14 protein-coding genes are annotated in these 19,604 nt (G+C 62.2%); 7 read left to right on the top strand and 7 right to left on the bottom strand.

All coding sequences use genetic code 11. The features are described from left to right. Genes ACIOMR_RS10785 through ACIOMR_RS10765 form a run of 5 tightly spaced genes read left to right on the top strand, consistent with a single transcriptional unit; the run spans window position 1 to window position 3,137 of the window. The gene (locus ACIOMR_RS10785) at window positions 1-582 is read left to right on the top strand and encodes a fimbrial protein (protein WP_003216422.1); all 582 of its coding nucleotides are present in this window, start codon (window positions 1-3) and stop codon (window positions 580-582) included. A gap of 10 nt (window positions 583-592) precedes the next feature. Beyond that, a complete protein-coding gene (locus ACIOMR_RS10780; RefSeq protein WP_003216424.1) occupies window positions 593-1,090 on the top strand; it encodes a fimbrial protein in 498 nt (165 codons plus the stop codon). Between the two features lie 14 nt (window positions 1,091-1,104). Continuing rightward, window positions 1,105-1,584 carry a fimbrial protein gene (locus ACIOMR_RS10775; protein WP_003216426.1) on the top strand — a complete coding sequence of 160 codons (480 nt, stop codon included), beginning with the start codon at window positions 1,105-1,107 and terminating at the stop codon, window positions 1,582-1,584. 11 nt (window positions 1,585-1,595) lie between these two features. After that, window positions 1,596-2,129 (top strand): fimbrial protein, encoded by a 534-nt coding sequence (locus ACIOMR_RS10770; RefSeq protein WP_087692798.1) that lies wholly within the window; start codon window positions 1,596-1,598, stop codon window positions 2,127-2,129. Between the two features lie 36 nt (window positions 2,130-2,165). Then, window positions 2,166-3,137 (top strand): fimbrial protein, encoded by a 972-nt coding sequence (locus tag ACIOMR_RS10765; protein WP_008435561.1) that lies wholly within the window; start codon window positions 2,166-2,168, stop codon window positions 3,135-3,137. Window positions 3,138-3,150: 13 nt separating this feature from the next. Here ACIOMR_RS10765 and ACIOMR_RS10760 read toward each other — a convergent pair whose 3' ends face one another. From ACIOMR_RS10760 to ACIOMR_RS10750, 3 genes are all read right to left on the bottom strand, one after another. Further along, entirely contained in the window at window positions 3,151-8,256 is a 5,106-nt protein-coding gene (locus tag ACIOMR_RS10760) for an NEL-type E3 ubiquitin ligase domain-containing protein (protein WP_401193983.1), read from the bottom strand. 135 nt (window positions 8,257-8,391) lie between these two features. Next, window positions 8,392-11,484 (bottom strand): transglycosylase domain-containing protein, encoded by a 3,093-nt coding sequence (locus tag ACIOMR_RS10755; RefSeq protein WP_401193980.1) that lies wholly within the window; start codon window positions 11,482-11,484, stop codon window positions 8,392-8,394. Between the two features lie 253 nt (window positions 11,485-11,737). Beyond that, window positions 11,738-12,196: an REP-associated tyrosine transposase gene (locus tag ACIOMR_RS10750; protein WP_032899435.1), complete on the bottom strand. Its 459-nt coding sequence runs from the start codon at window positions 12,194-12,196 to the stop codon at window positions 11,738-11,740. 657 nt (window positions 12,197-12,853) lie between these two features. Here ACIOMR_RS10750 and ACIOMR_RS10745 point away from each other — a divergent pair. Next, the gene (locus ACIOMR_RS10745) at window positions 12,854-14,266 is read left to right on the top strand and encodes an amino acid permease (RefSeq protein ID WP_401193977.1); all 1,413 of its coding nucleotides are present in this window, start codon (window positions 12,854-12,856) and stop codon (window positions 14,264-14,266) included. Between the two features lie 45 nt (window positions 14,267-14,311). Here ACIOMR_RS10745 and ACIOMR_RS10740 read toward each other — a convergent pair whose 3' ends face one another. The 4 genes from ACIOMR_RS10740 to ACIOMR_RS10725 form a co-directional block, all read right to left on the bottom strand. After that, a complete protein-coding gene (locus tag ACIOMR_RS10740; RefSeq protein WP_102606052.1) occupies window positions 14,312-15,436 on the bottom strand; it encodes an OpgC family protein in 1,125 nt (374 codons plus the stop codon). 143 nt (window positions 15,437-15,579) lie between these two features. Next, window positions 15,580-15,876, bottom strand: a complete 297-nt coding sequence (locus ACIOMR_RS10735; protein ID WP_003216439.1) for a cupin domain-containing protein — start codon at window positions 15,874-15,876, stop codon at window positions 15,580-15,582. Window positions 15,877-15,942: 66 nt separating this feature from the next. Then, window positions 15,943-17,562: an FMN-binding glutamate synthase family protein gene (locus ACIOMR_RS10730; protein ID WP_003216444.1), complete on the bottom strand. Its 1,620-nt coding sequence runs from the start codon at window positions 17,560-17,562 to the stop codon at window positions 15,943-15,945. 144 nt (window positions 17,563-17,706) lie between these two features. Further along, a complete protein-coding gene (locus ACIOMR_RS10725; RefSeq protein ID WP_003216446.1) occupies window positions 17,707-18,471 on the bottom strand; it encodes a LuxR C-terminal-related transcriptional regulator in 765 nt (254 codons plus the stop codon). A 93-nt stretch (window positions 18,472-18,564) separates the two neighbouring features. Between ACIOMR_RS10725 and ACIOMR_RS10720 the strand changes: the two genes are divergently transcribed. Continuing rightward, window positions 18,565-19,386 carry a carbon-nitrogen hydrolase family protein gene (locus ACIOMR_RS10720; RefSeq protein WP_003216449.1) on the top strand — a complete coding sequence of 274 codons (822 nt, stop codon included), beginning with the start codon at window positions 18,565-18,567 and terminating at the stop codon, window positions 19,384-19,386. Window positions 19,387-19,604 lie beyond the last annotated feature (218 nt).

Here is a 19,604-nt window from a genome sequence, read left to right as displayed (position 1 = left end):
ATGAAGTTGCACACAGTGAAGGTCTTGGGCGGTCTGTTGCTGGCCCTGATGGGGCCGGCGCACGCCGCGGATGACGAGGATGTGGAGGGCATGGTCGGGATGCTCAACATTCTCGGGTCCATGCATGAAACCCCCTGCAGCCTGGAGATGGCATCCCTGCACCAGACGATCGACCTGGGCCCGGTGTCGGCCAGCCAGTTGCAACGGCCGGGTGACCAGGCGACCTCCGTGGCCTTTCAACTGCTGTTCGAGGATTGCCGGCGCACCGCCGGCCGCATCGCCAGTGAACGCACGGGGAACCTGACATGGAGTGCTTATCAACCGGTGCTCTCGGTGGCGTTCATCGCACCAGCCGATGCCGATGATTCACGGCTGGTCAAGGTGCAAGGCATCACCGGGATGGGCCTGCGCCTGACCGATTCCCAGGGGCGCGATGTACAGCTGGGTTCAAGGGGGGAGCCATTGTTCTTGCCCTTGGGCCGCAACACGCAGACCTGGAACGTCCAGCCCACGCGCACCCCGGCACCCCTGACCAGCGGTGCATTCCGGGCCGTGGTGGATTTCAGGCTCAATTATGAGTAAGGGCAGAACAATGACCAGGTTAACCGGCCCGTGGGCCATTTTTATCGGTGCGGGACTGCTGTGGGCGGTCAGCCAGGGCGTGCAGGCCGATACCAACCTGACGATCCGCGCGACCATCATTGCACCTCCACCGTGCGTGATTAACAGCGGCGGCACGCTGAATGTGCCGTTCGGCAATGACCTGCTGACGTCACGGATTGATGGCGTGAATTATCGACGGGACGTGCCGTATACCGTCACCTGCAGTCCTCCCGTTTACAGCAACGCGATGACCCTGGAACTCAAGGGCGCGGCAGCCGGGTTTGATAACAAAGTGCTCTCGACCCCCAAGACCGACCTGGGGGTCAAGCTCTTCGCCAATGGGGCGGACTGGCCGCTGAACACGCCGCTCAGGTTTACCCATCCGACCTTTCCGGCCGTGCAGGCGGTGCCGGTCAAGCGCGCAGGCAGCACGCTGACGGGCGGGGCATTTGCGACCGCCGCCACCCTCGTGATCGAGTACCAATAATGAGGAAACGATCAATGAAATGTTGGCCACAGCGAACGTTGCTCGGCTTGTGTTGCTTCGGCTTTTTCAGTGCTGCGTCGGCCAACCTGACGTTCAACGGAACGCTGAACGAGCCGCCGCCCTGCACGATTGATTCGGGCAGCACGATTGAAGTCGATTTCGGGGATGTCGGCACCAAGCGTGTCGATGGCGTGAAATATCGCAGGGCCGTCGGCTACACCATCCGCTGCGGCGCCTCCACGCTGCCGTGGCTGTTGAAGTTGAGCGTCAAGGGCGCAGAGACAAGCTTTGATAACGCGGCCCTGCAGACCACTGCGCCTGACCTGGGCATTCGGCTGTACCAGAACAACGCGCCGTTTCGCCTCAACACGCCGCTGGACATCAGCCTGGCGGCACCGCCGACCTTGGAAGTGGTGCCGGTCAAACGGCCGGGTTCGGTCCTGAAGGCCCAAGGGTTCACGGCGGTGGCCACACTGTTGGCTGAATACCAGTAGGAGTCGAGTGTATGCGACACGCAATGATTCATAAGGGGCTGGTCCTGCTGCTGACCTTCGGCCTGGCGGCCACGGCGCAGGCGGTGGACAACCTGAGGTTCAAGGGCAACCTGGTGGAACAGGCCTGCACCATCCGCCCGGGCGATGAAGCCATCACCCTGGAGCTGTGGGACCTGACCAGCAAGCACCTCTACATCAACACACGCTCAGTGGGCAAACGTTTCACCCTGCACCTGGATGACTGCAATACCACCATCAGCGACTCGGTGACCATCCTGTTCAACGGTGCGGAAAACCGCGCGCTGCCCGGTTTGTTTGCGCTGGACGGTGGCAGCGGTGCCTCTGGTATCGGGCTGGGTTTGGAGACACTGAGCGACAAGCCGGTGCCGGTGAACAAGGTCGGCGACGAACAGAAATTGAGCCCCGGCAACAACGTCATCCTGCTCAAGGCCTATGTGCAGGGTGAGCCGGATGCCCTGCGGGACAAGACCATCGGGCACGGCAGCTACCGTGTGACTTCGACGTTTACGCTGGATTATCCGTAACGCTAAACCGTTATGCATGGGATGAAAGAGAACAACATGAAACGACTATTTGGAGCCGTTGTGCTGCTTGCCCTGGCTGGCGTCACGACGACCGTGAAAGCGGCTGATTGCCGGGTCAATGGCGGCAATTGGCAACGGGTGAGCATTGGCGGGACGTTGAACCTGCAGGTTCCGGTGAATGTGCGGCTGGAGGTGAATGAGCCGCGCATTCTCCTGTCCGGGGTGAGGATCGAATGCCGGTTTGAACCGGACAGCTATACCCCGGATGGACGGCAGGACTACTGGGCCACCGGGACGAGGATCGGCCCGGCCTGGTCGCCTGGTCCGAAGTTCGTCAGCCAGACGACCGGCTTGCGTATCAATGGCAGTTATTGGAACACGCCTATCCAGGCGGGTATCAGGATTGCGACCATGCCTAACAATACGTCTCCGATCCCGATCGATGTCATCCCTTATATATTGATCCGCAACAACCCGACCAACCCGATCGACATTCGAATAGGTGACACTCTGGGCGTGTTACGTCTCGACCAGACCAACAACTACGATTCCTTTTCCACGAGCCTGCAGCTTACGTACATCGCCAACAACGACTTCACCATCTCCCCGTCGTCGTGCACGATCAACAATAACCAACCGATCGAAATCAACTTCGGCAACGTGCACCAGAGGGCGATAGGCACCGACCCCGTATCAACCACCGTTCGTACCGATCGCACGCTCACCTACCGGTGCCCGGACCCGGGGATTACCACGCCGATCACCATTACCTACAAAGGCACGCCGTCCTCGTTCAACGCCAATGCGCTGGTGATGAGCAATCCGAACGTGGGCACGGCCCTTGTCCGTCAGGGGACTGCGGTTCGAGTCAATGGCTCGTTCCTGACCCGTATCACCAACAGTTCCGGGAGCGACGTTGTAACGTTCGCCCTGGTCAAGCAGGCGGGGTCCCTGCCTGTCGAGGGGCCGTTGAACGGCAGCGGCGTACTGGTAATGGGGGTGCCATGACACACCCATACGGTCAGACCTGGCGCGTGACGCGGTTACGTTGTTGGCTGTGGCGTTCCAAAGCCTGGTGGGTCAACTCGCGCATCCATTGTTTTTCGCGGTAGCCCAGTTCGTTGAGCAGCAGGTTGTAGCTGTCGTCCGTCATGGGTTGCCCGGTCAGCACCTGCGGGTGCGGTACACCCAGGGCGTCGGCGAGGCCGATCAGCGTGAGCCCCAACGCTTCCTTCTGCTCGGCGGGTAAGCCGTTGGCCTGGGCCAGCCTGGCCTGGGCTTCCTGCAGTTCATCAAGGCGTGCGCATTGTTCGTCGAAATGCCGGGCATTGGCCTCAAGGGTGTTCGGGTGGTGGTCGTGCAGGTACTGTTCCCAATAGGGCTCCAGCAACATCTGGTTGACCAGGCCATCGCCTTCGCCCAGCTCCAGCACCGTGCTGTAGGCCTGTTCGATCTGCGTAGGTTTTACGTCACCGGTGTCGCGGTACAGCATGTGTTCCGACAGCCAGGGCAGGTCGAGGCGCTTGGCCAGGGAGGTCTGGTAGCTCAGGTAGACCTCCACGTCGTCCACGTTACCCATCACGCCCTCCCGTCGTTGCGAACGCAGCCATTGGCCGAGGCCGCCTTCGGCTTCGGGTTTGAGCCGATGGGCAATGTCCTCGCTGGCGATGCGGTTCAATTGCTTGAGCCGTGCATTGCCCTTTGCCAGCGTCACCAGTTTGCCCTCGCGCTCGCTGGCCGAGGCGGAGTAACGCTGGGCTTCGCTGACCAGCACTTCGATGCCCAGGTCATTGAAAATCTGTGCACTGCCGTCGGCGCACAGGCCGGGAAAACTGGCCATCTTGAACAGCTTTTCACGCAGCGCCGTATCGTTGTGGGCCGCCTCCAGCAAACGCCAGACGCGCTCGCGCAACGTTTCAAGATTGTCCCAATAGGTGTCCATGTCCTGGGGCCGCTGGAAGAAGTCGGGCGCTTCAAGGGCCTTGATCACCTCGAACAAACCCTGGGAGCCGTGCTCGCGCTCCACCGCTTGCCACAGCTCCTGGCGCCTGCCCAGTAACGGCGGCCTGACCCGTTCCAGCCACGGGCCGCTCTCTCCACGGGGTTCATAGCTGCGGTTGGGGTCCAGTCCGGCGGCTTCGCGGTACTGCTCGTACAGCAGGCGCTGGTCGTTGAGCAGGGTGTTGCGGTCCAGGCGGGTATGGGCGACGGTCCGGGCCTCGGCGCTATCGGCCATGAGCGCTGGCACATGATCAATCCGGGTTTGGCTCAGGTCCAGCAGGAAACCCTCCTCCCGTGGGTGGGCAAACAGCCCGGTGGGCCATTGGGTGATGGGGGTGCGGCTCAGGAACAGGCGGCGCAGGTGCGGCATTTTCGAGATGTTCGGTGGCTGCGTCAGCGGGTTGCGGTACAGGTTCAGGTTGCGCAGGTGCTTGAGGTTTTTCAGGCGCGCAACGTCGCCGTTGAGCAGCGTGATCTGGTTTTCCCCCAGGTTGAGGTCGCGCAGGTAGCGCATGTTGGCGATGGGCTCGGGCAGCCGCGTCAGTTCGTTCGCACTGACGTCCAGCTCCCGCAGGGACGGGAATGCCTGCAGAAAGGGCCACTGGCTGTCGTTGAACATGCAGTTGGCCAGCTTCAGTTGGGTGACGTGCTCGAAACCATTGCCCAGCAGCGGCAGGCTGCCGGGCAGGTCGAGGGCGCTGAGGTCCAGGCTCGCGCCGCTCTGCACCTGGCCCAAGTCGTCGCGGTGCTCGGCGAGGCGGTCTTCCCAGCAGCGATAGAGTTTGTGCGCAATGATATTTTTACGCAGTTTTTCCTCCCGGGCCATGCGGCTGTTTTTGGGATGGGGGCCGGGCAGGCGCTTCCATTGCTCCAGCTCCCGGTACAGGTTGTGCCGCTGCAGGACCAGGCGATTGAGGACATCGTTGTTCAGCCCCGGGCCGATCTCATTGAGGAACCGCTGCAGGCGTTCCTCCTCCAGGGTCGGGAACAGACTGGCCAGCACCTCCCGGGCGCGGGCCTGGCCCAGGTGCTCCTGGGCGCGGCGCAACCCGCCGAGGGCCGCGCCGCCGAGCAGGGTGGTGGTCTGCACATCTGCCGTACTGCGCAGCGGTGGCTCGGCCAGCACCCGGCGCCGTTCGGCCAGGGGTTCGAGGGTTTCCATCAGCCAATGCTTGAGCCCGGCGCCCTGGCCGGGCCGGTAGCCCAGTTCACGTTGCTGCGCTTCGGACAGCGCGCGCAACAGGCATTCATACAGGGTATCCGGCCCATGCAGGCGCTGGCCCTGCTGATCGAACAGTTCGTAGCCCACGTCGTTCTGGCGCACCAGCACCCGGCGCCGGCGGGCATCGGCCGGCCCGGCTTCACAACGCAGCGTACCGCTGACCAGGCGATCGCGGATTTGCAGGTGCAGGTCGCCAAAGCCATCGCTGTAGCGCTTGAGGGTATTGAGCACCAGGCGCTCGGTACCTTCGGTGATCGCCCAGGGCGGGAAGAACCCCGCGTAGGCCTGGACACTGTGCTGGGCGAAGCTCAGTTCCCTGGCCTGATTGAGCAGGCGCAGCGGTACGTGGTGGTCCAGGGTTTGCCGTTCGGCCGGGGTTGTGCCGGCCAGCAGGGTGTCGGCCAGCGGCCGGTCCAGCGGGCTGACCTGTTCGCGCAAACGGCGTTCATGGGGATCGGCGCTGACCTGGCGGGCCTGATGGATGTAGTCGGCGATGTCACCGGTCTGGCGCGCCACCGAGTCCGCCAGTTGATCGCGCAAGGTTTGCACGCGCAGTGCTTGCGGCACGTCGCCGCCCAGCAGGTGCCTGATCGACGGCTCATCGAGAAACTCCAGCACCCGCGCCGGCAACTCGCCGGACATCACCTCGGCCAGGCTCAATTGCAGCGTGTCGGCCGGCGATGCCTGCGGGTTGGCGTACTTGTGGGAGTCACCGCTCTTGTCCGAGCGCACGAACACTTCCAATGCCTTGGTTTGGGGCCAGCCCGGCAGCTCGGTGATGGTCTGCTCGAACCAGGCGGACGTCGCATCCAGCGGCAGCGGTGCGCCGGCGCGAATGGTGTGCACGGTCTGTGTGGCAGCGCGCTGGGCTTCATAGCGATTGAGGGTCGCTTCCAGCAGCGGCGGGGTCGGCCGGTTTTGCACGTAAAGGTTGCGCAGCACACCGTCGTCGGCACCGCTGATGCGTTGCATCTGCTGCAGTTGCTGGTTGCTGAAGGGCGCCGTGCGCGGCCCCAGGCGGCGCATCAGCGTGGCGCTGTCCCAGGTGCGCGGTTGCTCGGCTTCATGTACGAAGGCGCCGTCGCCGTTGAACCGCACCAGGGGTTGATAGGCGTTGGCGCGCTCCGGGTGAGCGATACGCGTGTCGCCGGTTTCAGGGTCTGCCTGCACTTCGAAGTGAGTACCTTGCAGCGCGAGGATCTGCTTGCCCCGATGGGTGTGCAGGCCGTCGACAATGGGCGGCTGGTCGAGGTTTTTCACAGCATAGGGCGCAATATCCGGGTGCCACAGGCGCGTGCTGCCGTCGGGCCGCACCACCGGGCGCAAGCCTTCGACGAAGGGGCTGAGCTTGAGCCGTGCGACATGGCCCAACTGGCTGGCAGCACCGAACAAGGCAAACTGGATCACGCTGTCGGCCACCGCGACCACTTGCTCCGCCGCCTCGGCACCGCGCCCCTGAGCCCAATCGACAATCCCCTCGAACACCTCTTCGGTGATCTGGTACAGGCTGTAGGCGAGCATCGCTTCCCCCAGCAGCGGCACGAAGGGTGTCAGCACCAGCAGCGCCGCATTGAAGATATCCCCGAGGATTTTTTCCAGGTTGTCCCACCAGGCCCAGCGCGCGTGGCGGTCGGCGGTGGCGGTGGGCACGGCGATGTCCAGGGCATCGTTGACGATCTTGTTCAACTTGAGGCGGTACTGGTAATTCCACAGGTCATTTTCGGCGGCGAGCGTTGAGCGATTGACGTGATCGTCACCGATAGCCTGCACGCTGAATTGCAGGTTTGGCTGGGTGATCGGAGTGTCGCGCCAGCTGGGGCGCGGGTCGGTGTGGGCGGTTTGATGCCAGCGCACACGGCTCAAGCGTGTATTGAGCCCGGCAAAGAATTCACCGCGCCTGGCGTGGTCGATGAACTGGCTGAAGAAGGTCTGGTAGCGCTGGCTGTCCCGCAGTTTTTCCGTGAGGTGGCTGAGGAAGGCCGCAGGCGAAGGGTATTGCTTCAGAGGGTGTTCGGGGTCTGCGGGGATGTACACCAGCACCTTGCCGACGGGCCGGGTGGGCTGCGGGACAAACAGCAACAGGATGCCGGTCAATGCCGTGTTCATCAGGCTCAGGGTATGGCATTCAAGCGCCTGCCCGTCCAGCAGTGCGACGCGGCCGGCGATCAGGTCGAGCACGGCGCCGTGAGCATCGGCGTCGATGTCCCGGTTGATCAAGGCCAGGTGCGCCGCCGTACTCAGGGCAGTCTTCTTTGTGGCAATCATCTGCAGGCGCACGGCCCGGGTCACCGCCGGGTCATAGAACCCCAGGGCCTGGCGCAGGCTTTTCTGGTAGCGGGCGCCCAGGTCCAGGGTGCGGCAGATGTGCTTGAACTGTTCAGCGGTCAATACGGCGCCGGTGATGGAGTGGCGCAAGGTCAGTGTATCCCGCTGCCCGCGTGGGTCTTCGGCGGACAGGAAGGCGTAGTCGACGAAGGTGTCCGAGGCGGCAAAGTTGGCCAGCGCGACGTCCAGCAGCGACAGGGTTTTGCTTTGCTCCCCACGATTGAAATCGTGCACCCACCAGGCAACTTTGGCGCTGGCATACAGCCGCAGGCAGGTGGTTCTGACGTCGATCTCGCCATAGGCCTTCAAGGCATTTTTCAGCAGCGGTTCGGCGAAGGCGTACACGTCGGTCAATGCCTGGAATCGCTGGTCCATCGCAGCCTGCTGCTGCCAGTGTGCGGCGATCGCGGGCTTGAGCGCTTGATGCTGGTTGGCGCTGGCATGGGGATAGTGGCGGATGCCTTGGCGGGCGACGTCGTTGAGTGCGCGCAGGCGGAGTGGCGAGGTGGTTTTCAGCCAGTGCGGCAGGGCGTTTTCGATAAACGCGTGGTGCAGGGACTGGTCGGGTATGTCGGCCATGGGGGCAACCTGTAGAGCTCAAAAAGAAGGCTTGAGTCTATGCACCGGCACGGCTGCGGATAAGTTTGAATAGTGGGTGGAAACCGCGGCGGATCCCTCAGTAATCCGCAAGTGAAAAGCGCAGGGATAGGCCCATCAGCGCACGCTGCATAAGCTGTTGTTGCCCGGTTGCAGATAGGGCGTAAGAATCGGCGCCATGCCCTTGAGTACCTGTACCGGCAACGCCGAAGTGAACTTGAAACCCTGGGCCGAAGCGCCGGGGACGAAGGCGGTCAGCGTGCCGAAATGATGCTCGCCGATGTAGAACACGAAGGTCGCCGTGCGGTTGATCGCCTTGGAGCTGAGGATCCGCCCACCGGCGCCGATGGCTTCGATCCGGTTGTCGCCGGTACCGGTCTTGCCGCCCATGGCCAAAGGCGTACCGTCCGCCAGTTTGAAACTGCCGGACACGCGTCGTGCAGTGCCCGCGTCCACCACCTGGGACAGCGCCCCCTTGAGTGCCGTGGCCACCTCGGAAGGCATCACGCGCTTGCCGCGATTGGGGTCGTTGACCAAGCGGGTTTCGTACGGGGTGTCGGCGGCAAAGCGCAGGCTGTCGATACGCAGGGTGGGCTGGCGTACGCCATCGTTGAGGATGATCCCCACCAGTTCCGCCAGGGCCGCCGGGCGGTCGCCGGAGCTGCCGATGGCCGTGGCAAGCGACGGCACCAGATGGTCGAAGGGGTAGCCGACTTTTTGCCAGCGCTGGTGAATATCGAGGAACGCTTCGATCTCCAGCATGGTGCGGATGCGGCTGTCGCGGGCACTCTTGTGGCGGCTCTTGAACAGCCAGCTGTAAACCTCCTGGCGCTCGTGTTCACTGGCGGCGGTGGCCTGGGTGAAGGTGGCGTCGGGGTTGTTCAGCAGGTAGCCCATCAGCCACAGGTCCAGCGGGTGAACCTTGGCGATATAGCCTTGGTCAGGCAGGTCGTAGGCGCCGGGGCCGTAATTCTGGTAGAGCTTTTCGAGGCGCTCGTCGGTGAGTTTTTCAGGGCTTTTGACGCTGCTCAAGTGCGAGCGGACGAAGCTGTTGAAACTCGCCTGGCTGGCGTTGGGCAGCAGGTAGCGGTGTACGGCGGCCAGGCGAATGGCGGTGGGGTGCATGCCATCGAGGAAAGTATCGAGGCGCGCCTGGGTATCTTTGTTGCGGTACTTTTTCCAGAACTTGAGCAGGAACGTAGTGCCCTCGCGGTCGGCAAACTGGGCCAGGTATTCCTGGCGGCGCGGGTCGTTGTCGTCCTTGAGCAACTCGGCGCTGTTGTTCGGGCCCTGGTAGGTGGTGTAGCGCACCAGGTCGCGCATCAAGCGAATGAACGGCAGGTTGATGGACTCGCGCAGGGCCTCGATCAAGGTGGGATTGCGGCCGTTGTCCTGGCTGCGGAAGTTGTGGAAGTGGTGCATGCCGCCGCCGGTGAAAAAGCCTTCGCCGGTGTTGGCCGAGTATTGGCGATTGAGGGCGGCGTCGAGCATGGCCGGCAGGTTGCGGTCGCTGTTCTGGATCAGGTAATCGAGGGCCCAGCGGGTGATGCGGTCCTGGTCGTCCACCGGAATCTTGCGCAGTTGGGCAGCGGGTATCGCGCCGTATTTGTCGTGCAACTCGCTGACGATTTGCAGGTAGGTGGTCATCACCCGCAGCTTGGCGGTTGAACCCAGTTCCAGCTTGCTGCCTTCGTTGATGTCGAATGGCTGGTCGGTGCTGTCGGTTTGCACGCGCACGCGGGCACCGTCGGGTGTCATCTCGTAGAGGTTGAAACTGTAGCGAACCTGAGCGGTGCTGGCGGGCGTCAGCAGCGTGGGCCCGAGCAGGCCGATCTGCGCGGCGAAGGCGGGGTCGGCGAGTTGCTTGAGGTACGTGCTGGCCTGGCTTTGCAGGTCGGCTTGCAAGGTGCTCGTGGCAGAGAGATCGAGTCGGTCGAGGTCGTACAGCGGCTGGTTGAGCAGGGCGGCCAGGCGAGTGCGGGCGACGCTGATGCCCTTGTTGGTTTCGATTGGCTGGATCGTCGATTGTTGCTGCCAGTCACGGTAGGTGACTTTGCTGGCGAGGGCTGCGCTGGCCAGCGCCGGGTCGATCACGTTGTTTTGTGCGAGCAGGCGGATGTGGCTGTCGGTGAGGTCCGCCAGTTCCTTGTGGCCCTTGGACAGATAGTGAGACGGGCGACGCTGGGCGATCATCAGCGACAGCACCTCGCGCAACGCCAGACCCTTTTGCGGCAGCTGTTTGGGGTCGGTGCCGATGAGCAGCGCGTTTGTCTGGTTGAAGTCGGCGCCGTACCACACGCGCAAGCCTTCGGCCATGCCGTGCACTTCGCCATGGCCGGGTACCGCCGACAGGGGCACGCTGTTGAGGTAGTCGCGCACGATGTCCTGGCGAGCGGCAAGGGTTTGCGGGCCGTCCTGATACGCGCGCACGCTGGCAGAAATCATCTGGCGGATTTTCTCGCCGCCGGACAGGGTCAGGCCGTCGGGCGAGTGGCGGTATTTTTCCAGCTGCGTGGCCAGGGTACTGCCGCCTGCCGTCTGGCCGGGCAGGTGCAAAAGCTTCGCCACCTGGGACCAGGCGGCCTTGGCAAAGCGCGGCCAATCCACGGCCGGGTTGAGTTGCGGGTTTTTCGGGTCCAGCAGGTCGCGGTCTTCGATAAACAGCAGGCTGCTGACCACCACCGGCGGGATCGCCGCAAAGCTTGGGTAGAACTGTTGTGGATACGTGAACTGATACAGCGGCGCGGCGCGGCAATCGGTGATGGTCAGGCCGGCCTGGATCTTTTCCGGGTAGGGCACGAACAGGCCGCGCTGGGCGTAGGCCATCAGGTCGGGAGAGAAGCGCGCTTGAGCCTGGATCAGGTAGTCACGCTTGATCAAGCGCGGCAGGAACTCGCCGAGGGCGCTGTAGCCCAGGCGCTTGTCAAAGGGCCCGGCGCCAGGGTAAACCCGCGCATCGCTGGGGCCCGAATGCATTTGGTAGGTGAGGGTTGAGGCAATGTCGGAGAAGGTTTTGGCCTGCAACCTTGAAGTGCGCATTTCCCGCAGGGCGGCAAAGCCCAGGGCGATCAGCGCAATCAGCAGCACCAGCCAGAACAGCCGCCACCACAACCGTCGGCGGGGAGGAGGGCTTTGTGGCAACGGCTGTTCATCCGGGCTATCGGTGGATACCGCAGCCTTGGTCGAAGCGTTTTGCCATAAAGCGCCCATAGTCGATTGATCCATTTACGTAGATTGATCGGACTTGGTTGAAGCTTAGACGGTGGTGGGCGAGTGAGGGGGATTTGTGAGTGTGATGCTGTTTGTGGCGAGGGGGCTTGTCCCCCGTTGGGCTGCGCAGCAGCCCCAAAACCTGCCATGAAGATCTTCCTGAAGAAATGCGGTGTGTTTACTGGGGCTGCTGCGCAGCCCAACGGGGGGCAAGCCCCCTCGCCACAGACAAGCCCTCTCCACACAGGAAAAATCAGAGCCAGGCTGCGTCCCATAGTGGGTAGTCACCAATATGTTCGACCAGGCCCGCTCGCAGAGGATTGGCGATGATGTAGCGGGCAATTTTGCGAAGGTCTTCATCGCTACGCACTGCTCGGTCATGGTAGCCAAGTTGCCAGAATCGTTCTTTGCTGCCGCGTGCGCGATTAATGGTGAGGGTGCTGCGGGATTTGGTACGTCCCACAGCCTGCGACAACGTTGTGCCTTGCAGCTCAAATAGCCAATGAAAGTGATCAGGCATGACGACCCATGCCAGAGAGTCGACCATTCCCAATTCATGGGTCTTCCTGAATTCTGCTACCAGTAGTCTTCCCAAATGGAAGTCTTTGAACAGGGGTTGCCGGTTGTGAACCACGGCGGTAATCAGATAAGGACGGCCAGATTCTGAATGTCGACCACGGCGTAACAGATGAGAGTTGGGTTGATGAAGCATTCCTTTGCTCCTTGAGGGGAAGTAGTCAATTGACGTTAGCAGCTGCTGTGGAGTGCTCTCTTGCAGTTCAGTGTCGGCGTGTTTCTCGAAGGTAGATTTGTGGCGAGCGGGCTTGTCCGTGGCGAGGGGGCTTGTCCCCCGTTGGGCTGCGCAGCAGCCCCAGTAAAGACACCGCATTTTTCCGGATAGAACTTATGGCAGGTTTTGGGGCTGCTACGCAGCCCAACGGGGGACAAGCCCCCTCGCCACAGACAAGCCCCCTCGCCACAGTCAAGCCCGCTCGTCACAGATAACCCCGCCACATAACCCCAAACCGTCGAGCTAGAGCCTCCCCCACCCGTAAACCCGCCAAAGGTAGGGGCATGACGCTGCACCATTACCGTGCAATACTCGCCGCCGTTTGGTGGCGATGATTCCTACGCTAACCAGGTGATGCTCCTCCGCAAAAGGCGCCTTTACCGAGAGTTCCCGCTGAATCTTGCCGTTTATAGAGTGAAAACCCCTGGGTTTAGCTTTTTATACTGCACCCCCGCTGATCTGGCCCGGCCAGACCGTTTTACCCAAAAGGTGATCCGGCAACGGTACGCCATGGCAGACCCGCCATGACGCCCCGGACTCGGTGGCTCATATCCAATAACAAGACGAGGTTGTATCCCTATGCCAGCTGGCAATCATCTGCCCCACGGCGAGACCGCTCAGGGCGGTCCGCTGAAACGCGAACTCGGCGAACGGCATATTCGCCTGATGGCCCTCGGTGCATGCATCGGCGTCGGCCTGTTCCTAGGCTCGGCCAAGGCCATTGAAATGGCCGGCCCGGCGATCATGCTGTCGTACATCATCGGCGGCCTGGCGATCCTGGTGATCATGCGCGCCCTCGGCGAGATGGCCGTGCACAACCCGGTGGCCGGTTCGTTCAGCCGCTACGCCCAGGATTACCTCGGCCCGCTGGCGGGCTTTCTCACCGGCTGGAACTATTGGTTCCTGTGGCTGGTGACCTGCGTGGCAGAAATCACGGCCGTCGCCGTGTACATGGGCGTGTGGTTCCCCGATACACCCCGCTGGATCTGGGCCCTGGCAGCACTGATCAGCATGGGCACCATCAACCTGATCGCGGTCAAGGCCTTCGGTGAGTTCGAGTTCTGGTTCGCGCTGATCAAGATCGTCACCATCATCGCCATGGTGATCTGCGGCGTCGGCATCATCGCGTTCGGCTTTGGCAACGATGGCGTGGCCCTGGGCATTTCCAACCTGTGGACCCACGGCGGCTTTATGCCCAATGGCGTGCAGGGTGTGTTGATGTCCCTGCAGATGGTGATGTTCGCCTACCTGGGCGTGGAGATGATCGGCCTCACCGCCGGTGAAGCGAAGAACCCGCAGAAGACCATCCCGAGTGCCATCGGCTCGGTGTTCTGGCGCATCCTGCTGTTCTACGTCGGTGCGTTGTTCGTGATCCTGTCGATCTACCCGTGGAACGAAATCGGCACCCAGGGCAGCCCGTTCGTGATGACCTTCGAGCGCCTGGGTATCAAGACCGCCGCCGGCATCATCAACTTCGTGGTGATCACCGCGGCGTTGTCGTCGTGCAACGGCGGTATCTTCAGCACCGGGCGCATGCTCTACAGCCTGGCGCAGAACGGCCAGGCCCCGGCCACGTTCGGTACCACCTCGAGCAACGGCGTGCCGCGCAAGGCGCTGCTGCTGTCGATCTTCGTGCTGTTGCTGGGCGTGCTGCTCAACTACATGGTCCCGGAAAAAGTCTTCGTCTGGGTCACTTCCATCGCCACCTTCGGCGCGATCTGGACCTGGCTGATGATCCTCCTGGCCCAGCTCAAGTTCCGCAAGAGCCTGACCCAGGCCGAACGTGACGGCCTTAAATACCGCATGTGGCTGTACCCGGTCAGCTCCTACCTGGCCTTGGCGTTCCTGGTGCTGGTGGTGGGCCTGATGGCGTACTTCCCGGACACCCGTGTGGCGCTCTACGTGGGGCCGGTGTTCCTGGTGCTGCTGACGGTGTTGTTCTACGTGTTCAAGTTGCAGCCGACTCAAGCGGCGGCACGCACCGCGAGCTGAGTTTCCTGCGCTCAACAAAAAGCCCCTTACGGGGCTTTTTGTTTTTCAGGCGGTGGCAACGCGCGCCGGTTGCGTGAGCCGCTTGTTCAAGTCCAGCCAGGCCCCCAGCAACGCCATCAACCCGGCGCCTACCAGTGCGGTGAAAATCTGCATGGCGAAGGCATCGCCGGTGATCGCATTGATCATGTCTGCCAGTGGCGCCAGCAGCACCCCCAGGCAGAACACTTCCAGGGAGTAGCGCCCCATACGGCAGGTTTGTCGGGCCAGCCAGTTCTGCGTCCATTCGCGGCCAGGCAGCAGCTTGGCGGTGACATAGGCCAGGGCCAGGAAGTGCAGCAAACGCACGGGCGACAGGTCGGTCTTGCTGATGGGGTACAGCAGGTCACTGAGCGCCGACGGCATCAGCGCGTCGTGGATTTCCGGCCAGCGCCACGAGAGCGTGAGAACCCCCGCCACCAGCGCATACACCGCCGCAGCGACGAACAATGGCTGACGCAACAGGCGCCGAGTCTCGACAGGGCGGGGTTGCCCGGCATGAATCGCCGCCGCGCCGCCCAGCACAAACAGCAACTGCCAGGTCACCGGGTTGAAGTACCACACGCCGTCGGCAATCGCCGCCAGGTTCCAGCCCAGGTGCGGCGCCAGCAAGTACACCGCCAGCGAAACAGCCACCACCGCCCAGGTCTTGCGCAACAGCAACGGCAACACCAGCGGCAGGCAACCCAGCAGCACGATGTACAGCGGCAACGGGTCCATCAGGTTGGGTTTGAAGCGCAGCAACAGTTCATCCACCAGGGCTTGCTGGGGATGGGTGACGAAGTGCGTCAGGCCCATCTCTTCAACGAGGTCGCGGGTTTCCACATGGCTGTTGGCGAAGAACACGATGCCCATCAGCATCGCCAGCAGGAAGATGTGCACCACGTACAGCACCCAGGTGCGCCGCCAGATCTTCACGCAGGCGATCAGATAACCGTCGCGCTGCAGGATCTTGCCGTAGGCCAGCACGGCCGCATAACCGGCCAGGAACACGAAGACTTCCGCCGCGTCGCTGAAACCGAAGTTGCGCAAGGTGATCTGGCCCAGAGGGTTGTGGGGCACGTGATCCCAGAAAATAAAGATCAACGCCAGGCCCCGAAAAAAATCGATGCGCGGGTCGCGTCCGTTCAACATGGCAGCGGGCTCTTGAACAAGGGGTTTAGTAATGACAAGTGGACGACGGCTTCAGTCGAGCCGTACGTCGGGCGGGCGCAGGTTGGCGGTATTTGTAAGCAATTGCAAAGCTGAGTTTTTTGCTGAATGTCTCATCGCTTTGTTTAAACGTCGATGATCACCAGCGTGCCTTGGCTGCCGGCGAGTACCGCGTGGGCGATGCCGGCTTCAACCAGGTACATCTGACCGGCGCCGACGTCGATGGCCTCCTCGCCAATAGACAGGCGCAAAAGGCCGTCGATCACCAACAGCCCTTCGTTGTAGTCGTGGGTTTCTTCTTCATAAGCCTGTGCATCCATGCGCAGCACCTTGATCCGCGCCGGGCCGACCTGGCCCACGCGGGTGGATTTCCAGGTGTCCGGCAGTTGGGCGGCAAGGGCGGTGAAGTCGAGTAACGGCATGGTGAAGCTCCTTGTTTCAACGATGCCGTTCGGTGGTCCGGTTCAGCGGGGTTGTTCAGTGCGGGCTCAGGCCGCGGCGATTTCATTCGGCTCAAAACTATCGGCCCGTGCCATCTGCCACATGCGCGAATAAAACTCGCCGTTCACTTCGCCGGTGAGCAATTCGCCAGGTTTCAGGAATACATGCAACTGCGAGAACAGCTTGATCTCGGTGGCCGACATGCGCCGCACCAGGTGCTTGGCCGACAGTTGTGAAGGGTGGTCGAGACCGGCGGCAGCGAGCATTTCTGCCAGGGCCTTCAACGTGTTGCGGTGGAAGTTGAACACGCGCTGGGCCTTGTCCGGCACCACCAGTGCGCGCTGGCGCAACGGGTCCTGGGTGGCTACCCCGGTGGGGCATTTGTTGGTGTGGCAGCTTTGCGACTGGATACAGCCGATGGCGAACATGAAGCCCCGCGCCGAGTTGGCCCAGTCGGCACCGATGGCCAGGACGCTGGCGATGTCGAACGCGCTGACGATCTTGCCGCTGGCGCCGAGCTTGATCTTGTCCCGCAGGTTCAAGCCCACCAGGGTGTTGTGCACGAACAGCAAGCCTTCACGCAGGGGCACGCCGATGTGGTCGGTGAACTCCACCGGCGCGGCGCCGGTGCCGCCTTCCTTGCCGTCCACCACGATAAAGTCCGGGAGGATGCCGGTTTCGAGCATGGCCTTGGCGATGCCCATGAATTCCCACGGGTGGCCCAGGCAGAACTTGAAGCCCACCGGTTTGCCGCCCGACAGTTCACGCAGCTGGGCGATGAAGTGCATCATTTCGATGGGAGTGGAAAACGCGCTGTGGCGCGACGGCGAGATGCAGTCCTCGCCCATCATGATGCCGCGGGTGTCGGCGATTTCCTGGGTGACCTTGTGCTTGGGCAGGATCCCGCCGTGGCCCGGTTTGGCGCCCTGGCTCATCTTGATTTCGATCATCCGCACTTGCGGGTTCTGCGCCTGCACGGCGAAGCGTTCCGGGTCGAAAAGGCCGGCGCTGGTGCGGCAGCCGAAGTAGCCGCTGCCGAGCTCCCAGGTCAGGTCGCCGCCGTTTTCCCGGTGATAGGGGCTGATGCTGCCTTCACCGGTGTCATGGGCGAAGTTGCCGAGCTTGGCCCCCTGGTTGAGCGCGCGAATCGCGTTGGCGCTCAGCGAACCGAAGCTCATGGCCGAGATGTTGAACACCGAGGCCGAGTAGGGCTGCTTGCATTGCGGGCCGCCGACGATCACGCGAAACGCGCTGGGGTCGCTCAGCGGCGCGGGGCGCATGGAGTGGCCGATAAACTCAAAGCCCGACTGGTACACGTCGATCAGCGTGCCGAAGGGTTTGTCGGCACTTTCATTCTTGGCGCGGGAATAGACCAGCGAGCGCTGGGCCCGGGAGAAGGGCAGGGCGTCGCTGTCGGATTCCAGCAGGTACTGGCGGATTTCCGGACGGATGCCTTCCACCAGGTAACGGATATTGCCCAGGATCGGGTAGTTGCGGCGCACCGCGTGGGGGCTTTGCAGCAGGTCGAAAATGCCGATCAGGCTAAGGATGCCGGTGACCACGGCGATCGGCCACAGCCATTCGTGTTCGATAAACGGCATGCTGGCGAGGGTGAAAATGACGCAGACGGCAAAGAACGCGTAACGGCTTAACAAGGACAGGCTCATACAGGGTTCCTTAGTTTTTATCCTGTAGGAGCGAGGGGGACGCCTAGTTCTTGCTCGCGAAGGTCGTTAACGATAGCGCGGTTGTCTGGATGACCGCGGTGCATTGACGTTTTTCGCGAGCAAGCTCGCTCCTACAGGGCTCGATCAGGCGTTTTGCGCCTGCAGAAAAATCGAGAACAGCTCCGACTGGGATTTGATCCCTAGCTTGCTGTACATATGTTTCTTATGGACTTTCACGGTTTCAACAGAGATTTCCAGCTTACGAGCGATTTCCTTGCTGGAGCAACCACTGAGCATCAAACGGCCCACATCCAGCTCGCGCGCGGTGAGTTGCGCGCCCCAGCCATCGTTGTGGATAGGCTGCTCCGGAGCGCTCACCTGGTTGAGTTCATGGGGCAGGCGCTGGCGCAGCAAGCCCAGTACCCACGGTTGAATCAGCGACAGCAGGGCAATCTGCTGTGGGTCAAAGCGCTGTTTGGAGCCCAGGGACAGGCACAGGGTTCGCCCATCCGGTTGCTGGCAGTTGAACTGGATTTCATCGGCCACCACGTTCAGCCGGAAGTAGCGCTGGTAATACTCGGTCAGCTCGAAATGCTCCGGGGCCACTTCGGCCAGGCGAAACAGCCCGGTGCGCGAGTGTTCGCGGCTGGCGATGTAGAAGGGATCGAGCAGGTATAAACCGTTGAGGTAATCCTGGAACAGATGGTCGGGTTCGCCGTCCTGGCCCGGGCATTCGGCGAACACCAGGGGTTTGTGCTCGCTGCTGAACAGCAACACCACCCAACTGTCGAACGGCACATATTGGTCCAGCAACCGGACAAGCTGCGTCCAGAAATTCGGCTGGTCCAGGGCGTCTATCATCTGCCCCACCGAACGGTGCCAGGCGATGTCTTCCAGCGACAATGTCATGCATCTACCCCCATAGGGTTAACCCGGCTGCGTGATTTCCCGAGTGTTCGCGGCTGCGCATACTGCGCCACAGATAAAGAACAAGGAATAACCATGAAGGTCGAATTTGCCCAGCTGGCAGGCCGCGATAACGGCACAGCTTACAACCTTGAGCGCGCGTTGGCGGCAATTGCTGCGTGTGCGGCGGATACCCAATTGGTCGTATTCCCGGAAACCCACCTGATGGGCTTCCCGACCGCCGGCACCGTGGCCGAGGTGGCCGAGCCTGTGGACGGCCCGACCGTGCAGGCGATTATCCAGGCCGCCCGCGCGCGCAATATCGCCGTGGTCATCGGCATGGCCGAGAGCGACGCGGGCCAATTCTATAACACCACCTTGATGATCACCCCGGACGGCATCGCCCTGCGCTATCGCAAGACCCACCTGTGGGCCTCGGACCGCGGCGTCTTCACCCCGGGTGACCGCTACGCCACCTGCGTGTGGAACGGCGTGCGAGTTGGCCTGTTGATCTGCTACGACATCGAATTCCCGGAAACCGCCCGGGCCCTGGCGCAGTTGGGCGCTGAAGTGTTGATCGTCACCAACGGCAACATGGACCCGTACGGCCCCACCCACCGCACTGCGATCATGGCCCGCGCCCAGGAAAACCAGGCGTTCGCGCTGATGGTCAACCGAGTGGAAGAGGGCGACGACGGCCTGATGTTCGCCGGTGGCAGTGCGCTGGTCGATCCGTTCGGCAGCTTGCTGTTTGAAGCCGGGCGCGGGGAAGGGCAGTTCAGCGTTGAACTGGACCTGGGACAACTGGCGGCGGCGCGACAGGACTATCGCTACCTGGATGACCAGCGCTTGAAATTGCCGGGGGAGGTGATTGAGCGCGAGGACGGGACGCGGGAATTGTTGATCCCCAAACCCTGACACGGGTCTCGTGGCAAGGATGCTGTTGTGGCGAGGGGGCTTGTCCCCCGTTGGAGTGCGAAGCGCTCCCGCTTTTTCTGGGGCCGCTTCGCAGCCCAACGGGGGACAAGCCCCCTCGCCACAGAAGCTGCATTTCACCAAAAAGCTGCTTCAACCATAAAAATTATTGCGTTCGCTGCACCGACTTCAGTTCTGCCATAAATCTAATAATTGCGCGG

This window comes from Pseudomonas sp. NPDC087814, from assembly GCF_044742865.1.
Taxonomy (GTDB): Bacteria; Pseudomonadota; Gammaproteobacteria; order Pseudomonadales; family Pseudomonadaceae; genus Aquipseudomonas.
Note: the sequence above shows the minus strand (reverse complement) of the source record. Positions and strands in the feature narration are given on the sequence as shown.

What these genes read in the sequence shown, in the direction of transcription:
- ACIOMR_RS10785 (WP_003216422.1), top strand. Translation starts at nt 1, where the DNA reads ATGAAGTTGCACACAGTGAAGGTCTTGGGCGGTCTGTTGCTGGCCCTG.
- ACIOMR_RS10780 (WP_003216424.1), top strand. Translation starts at nt 593, where the DNA reads ATGACCAGGTTAACCGGCCCGTGGGCCATTTTTATCGGTGCGGGACTG.
- ACIOMR_RS10775 (WP_003216426.1), top strand. Translation starts at nt 1,105, where the DNA reads ATGAAATGTTGGCCACAGCGAACGTTGCTCGGCTTGTGTTGCTTCGGC.
- ACIOMR_RS10770 (WP_087692798.1), top strand. Translation starts at nt 1,596, where the DNA reads ATGCGACACGCAATGATTCATAAGGGGCTGGTCCTGCTGCTGACCTTC.
- ACIOMR_RS10765 (WP_008435561.1), top strand. Translation starts at nt 2,166, where the DNA reads ATGAAACGACTATTTGGAGCCGTTGTGCTGCTTGCCCTGGCTGGCGTC.
- ACIOMR_RS10760 (WP_401193983.1), bottom strand. Translation starts at nt 8,256, where the DNA reads ATGGCCGACATACCCGACCAGTCCCTGCACCACGCGTTTATCGAAAAC.
- ACIOMR_RS10755 (WP_401193980.1), bottom strand. Translation starts at nt 11,484, where the DNA reads ATGGGCGCTTTATGGCAAAACGCTTCGACCAAGGCTGCGGTATCCACC.
- ACIOMR_RS10750 (WP_032899435.1), bottom strand. Translation starts at nt 12,196, where the DNA reads ATGCTTCATCAACCCAACTCTCATCTGTTACGCCGTGGTCGACATTCA.
- ACIOMR_RS10745 (WP_401193977.1), top strand. Translation starts at nt 12,854, where the DNA reads ATGCCAGCTGGCAATCATCTGCCCCACGGCGAGACCGCTCAGGGCGGT.
- ACIOMR_RS10740 (WP_102606052.1), bottom strand. Translation starts at nt 15,436, where the DNA reads ATGTTGAACGGACGCGACCCGCGCATCGATTTTTTTCGGGGCCTGGCG.
- ACIOMR_RS10735 (WP_003216439.1), bottom strand. Translation starts at nt 15,876, where the DNA reads ATGCCGTTACTCGACTTCACCGCCCTTGCCGCCCAACTGCCGGACACC.
- ACIOMR_RS10730 (WP_003216444.1), bottom strand. Translation starts at nt 17,562, where the DNA reads ATGAGCCTGTCCTTGTTAAGCCGTTACGCGTTCTTTGCCGTCTGCGTC.
- ACIOMR_RS10725 (WP_003216446.1), bottom strand. Translation starts at nt 18,471, where the DNA reads ATGACATTGTCGCTGGAAGACATCGCCTGGCACCGTTCGGTGGGGCAG.
- ACIOMR_RS10720 (WP_003216449.1), top strand. Translation starts at nt 18,565, where the DNA reads ATGAAGGTCGAATTTGCCCAGCTGGCAGGCCGCGATAACGGCACAGCT.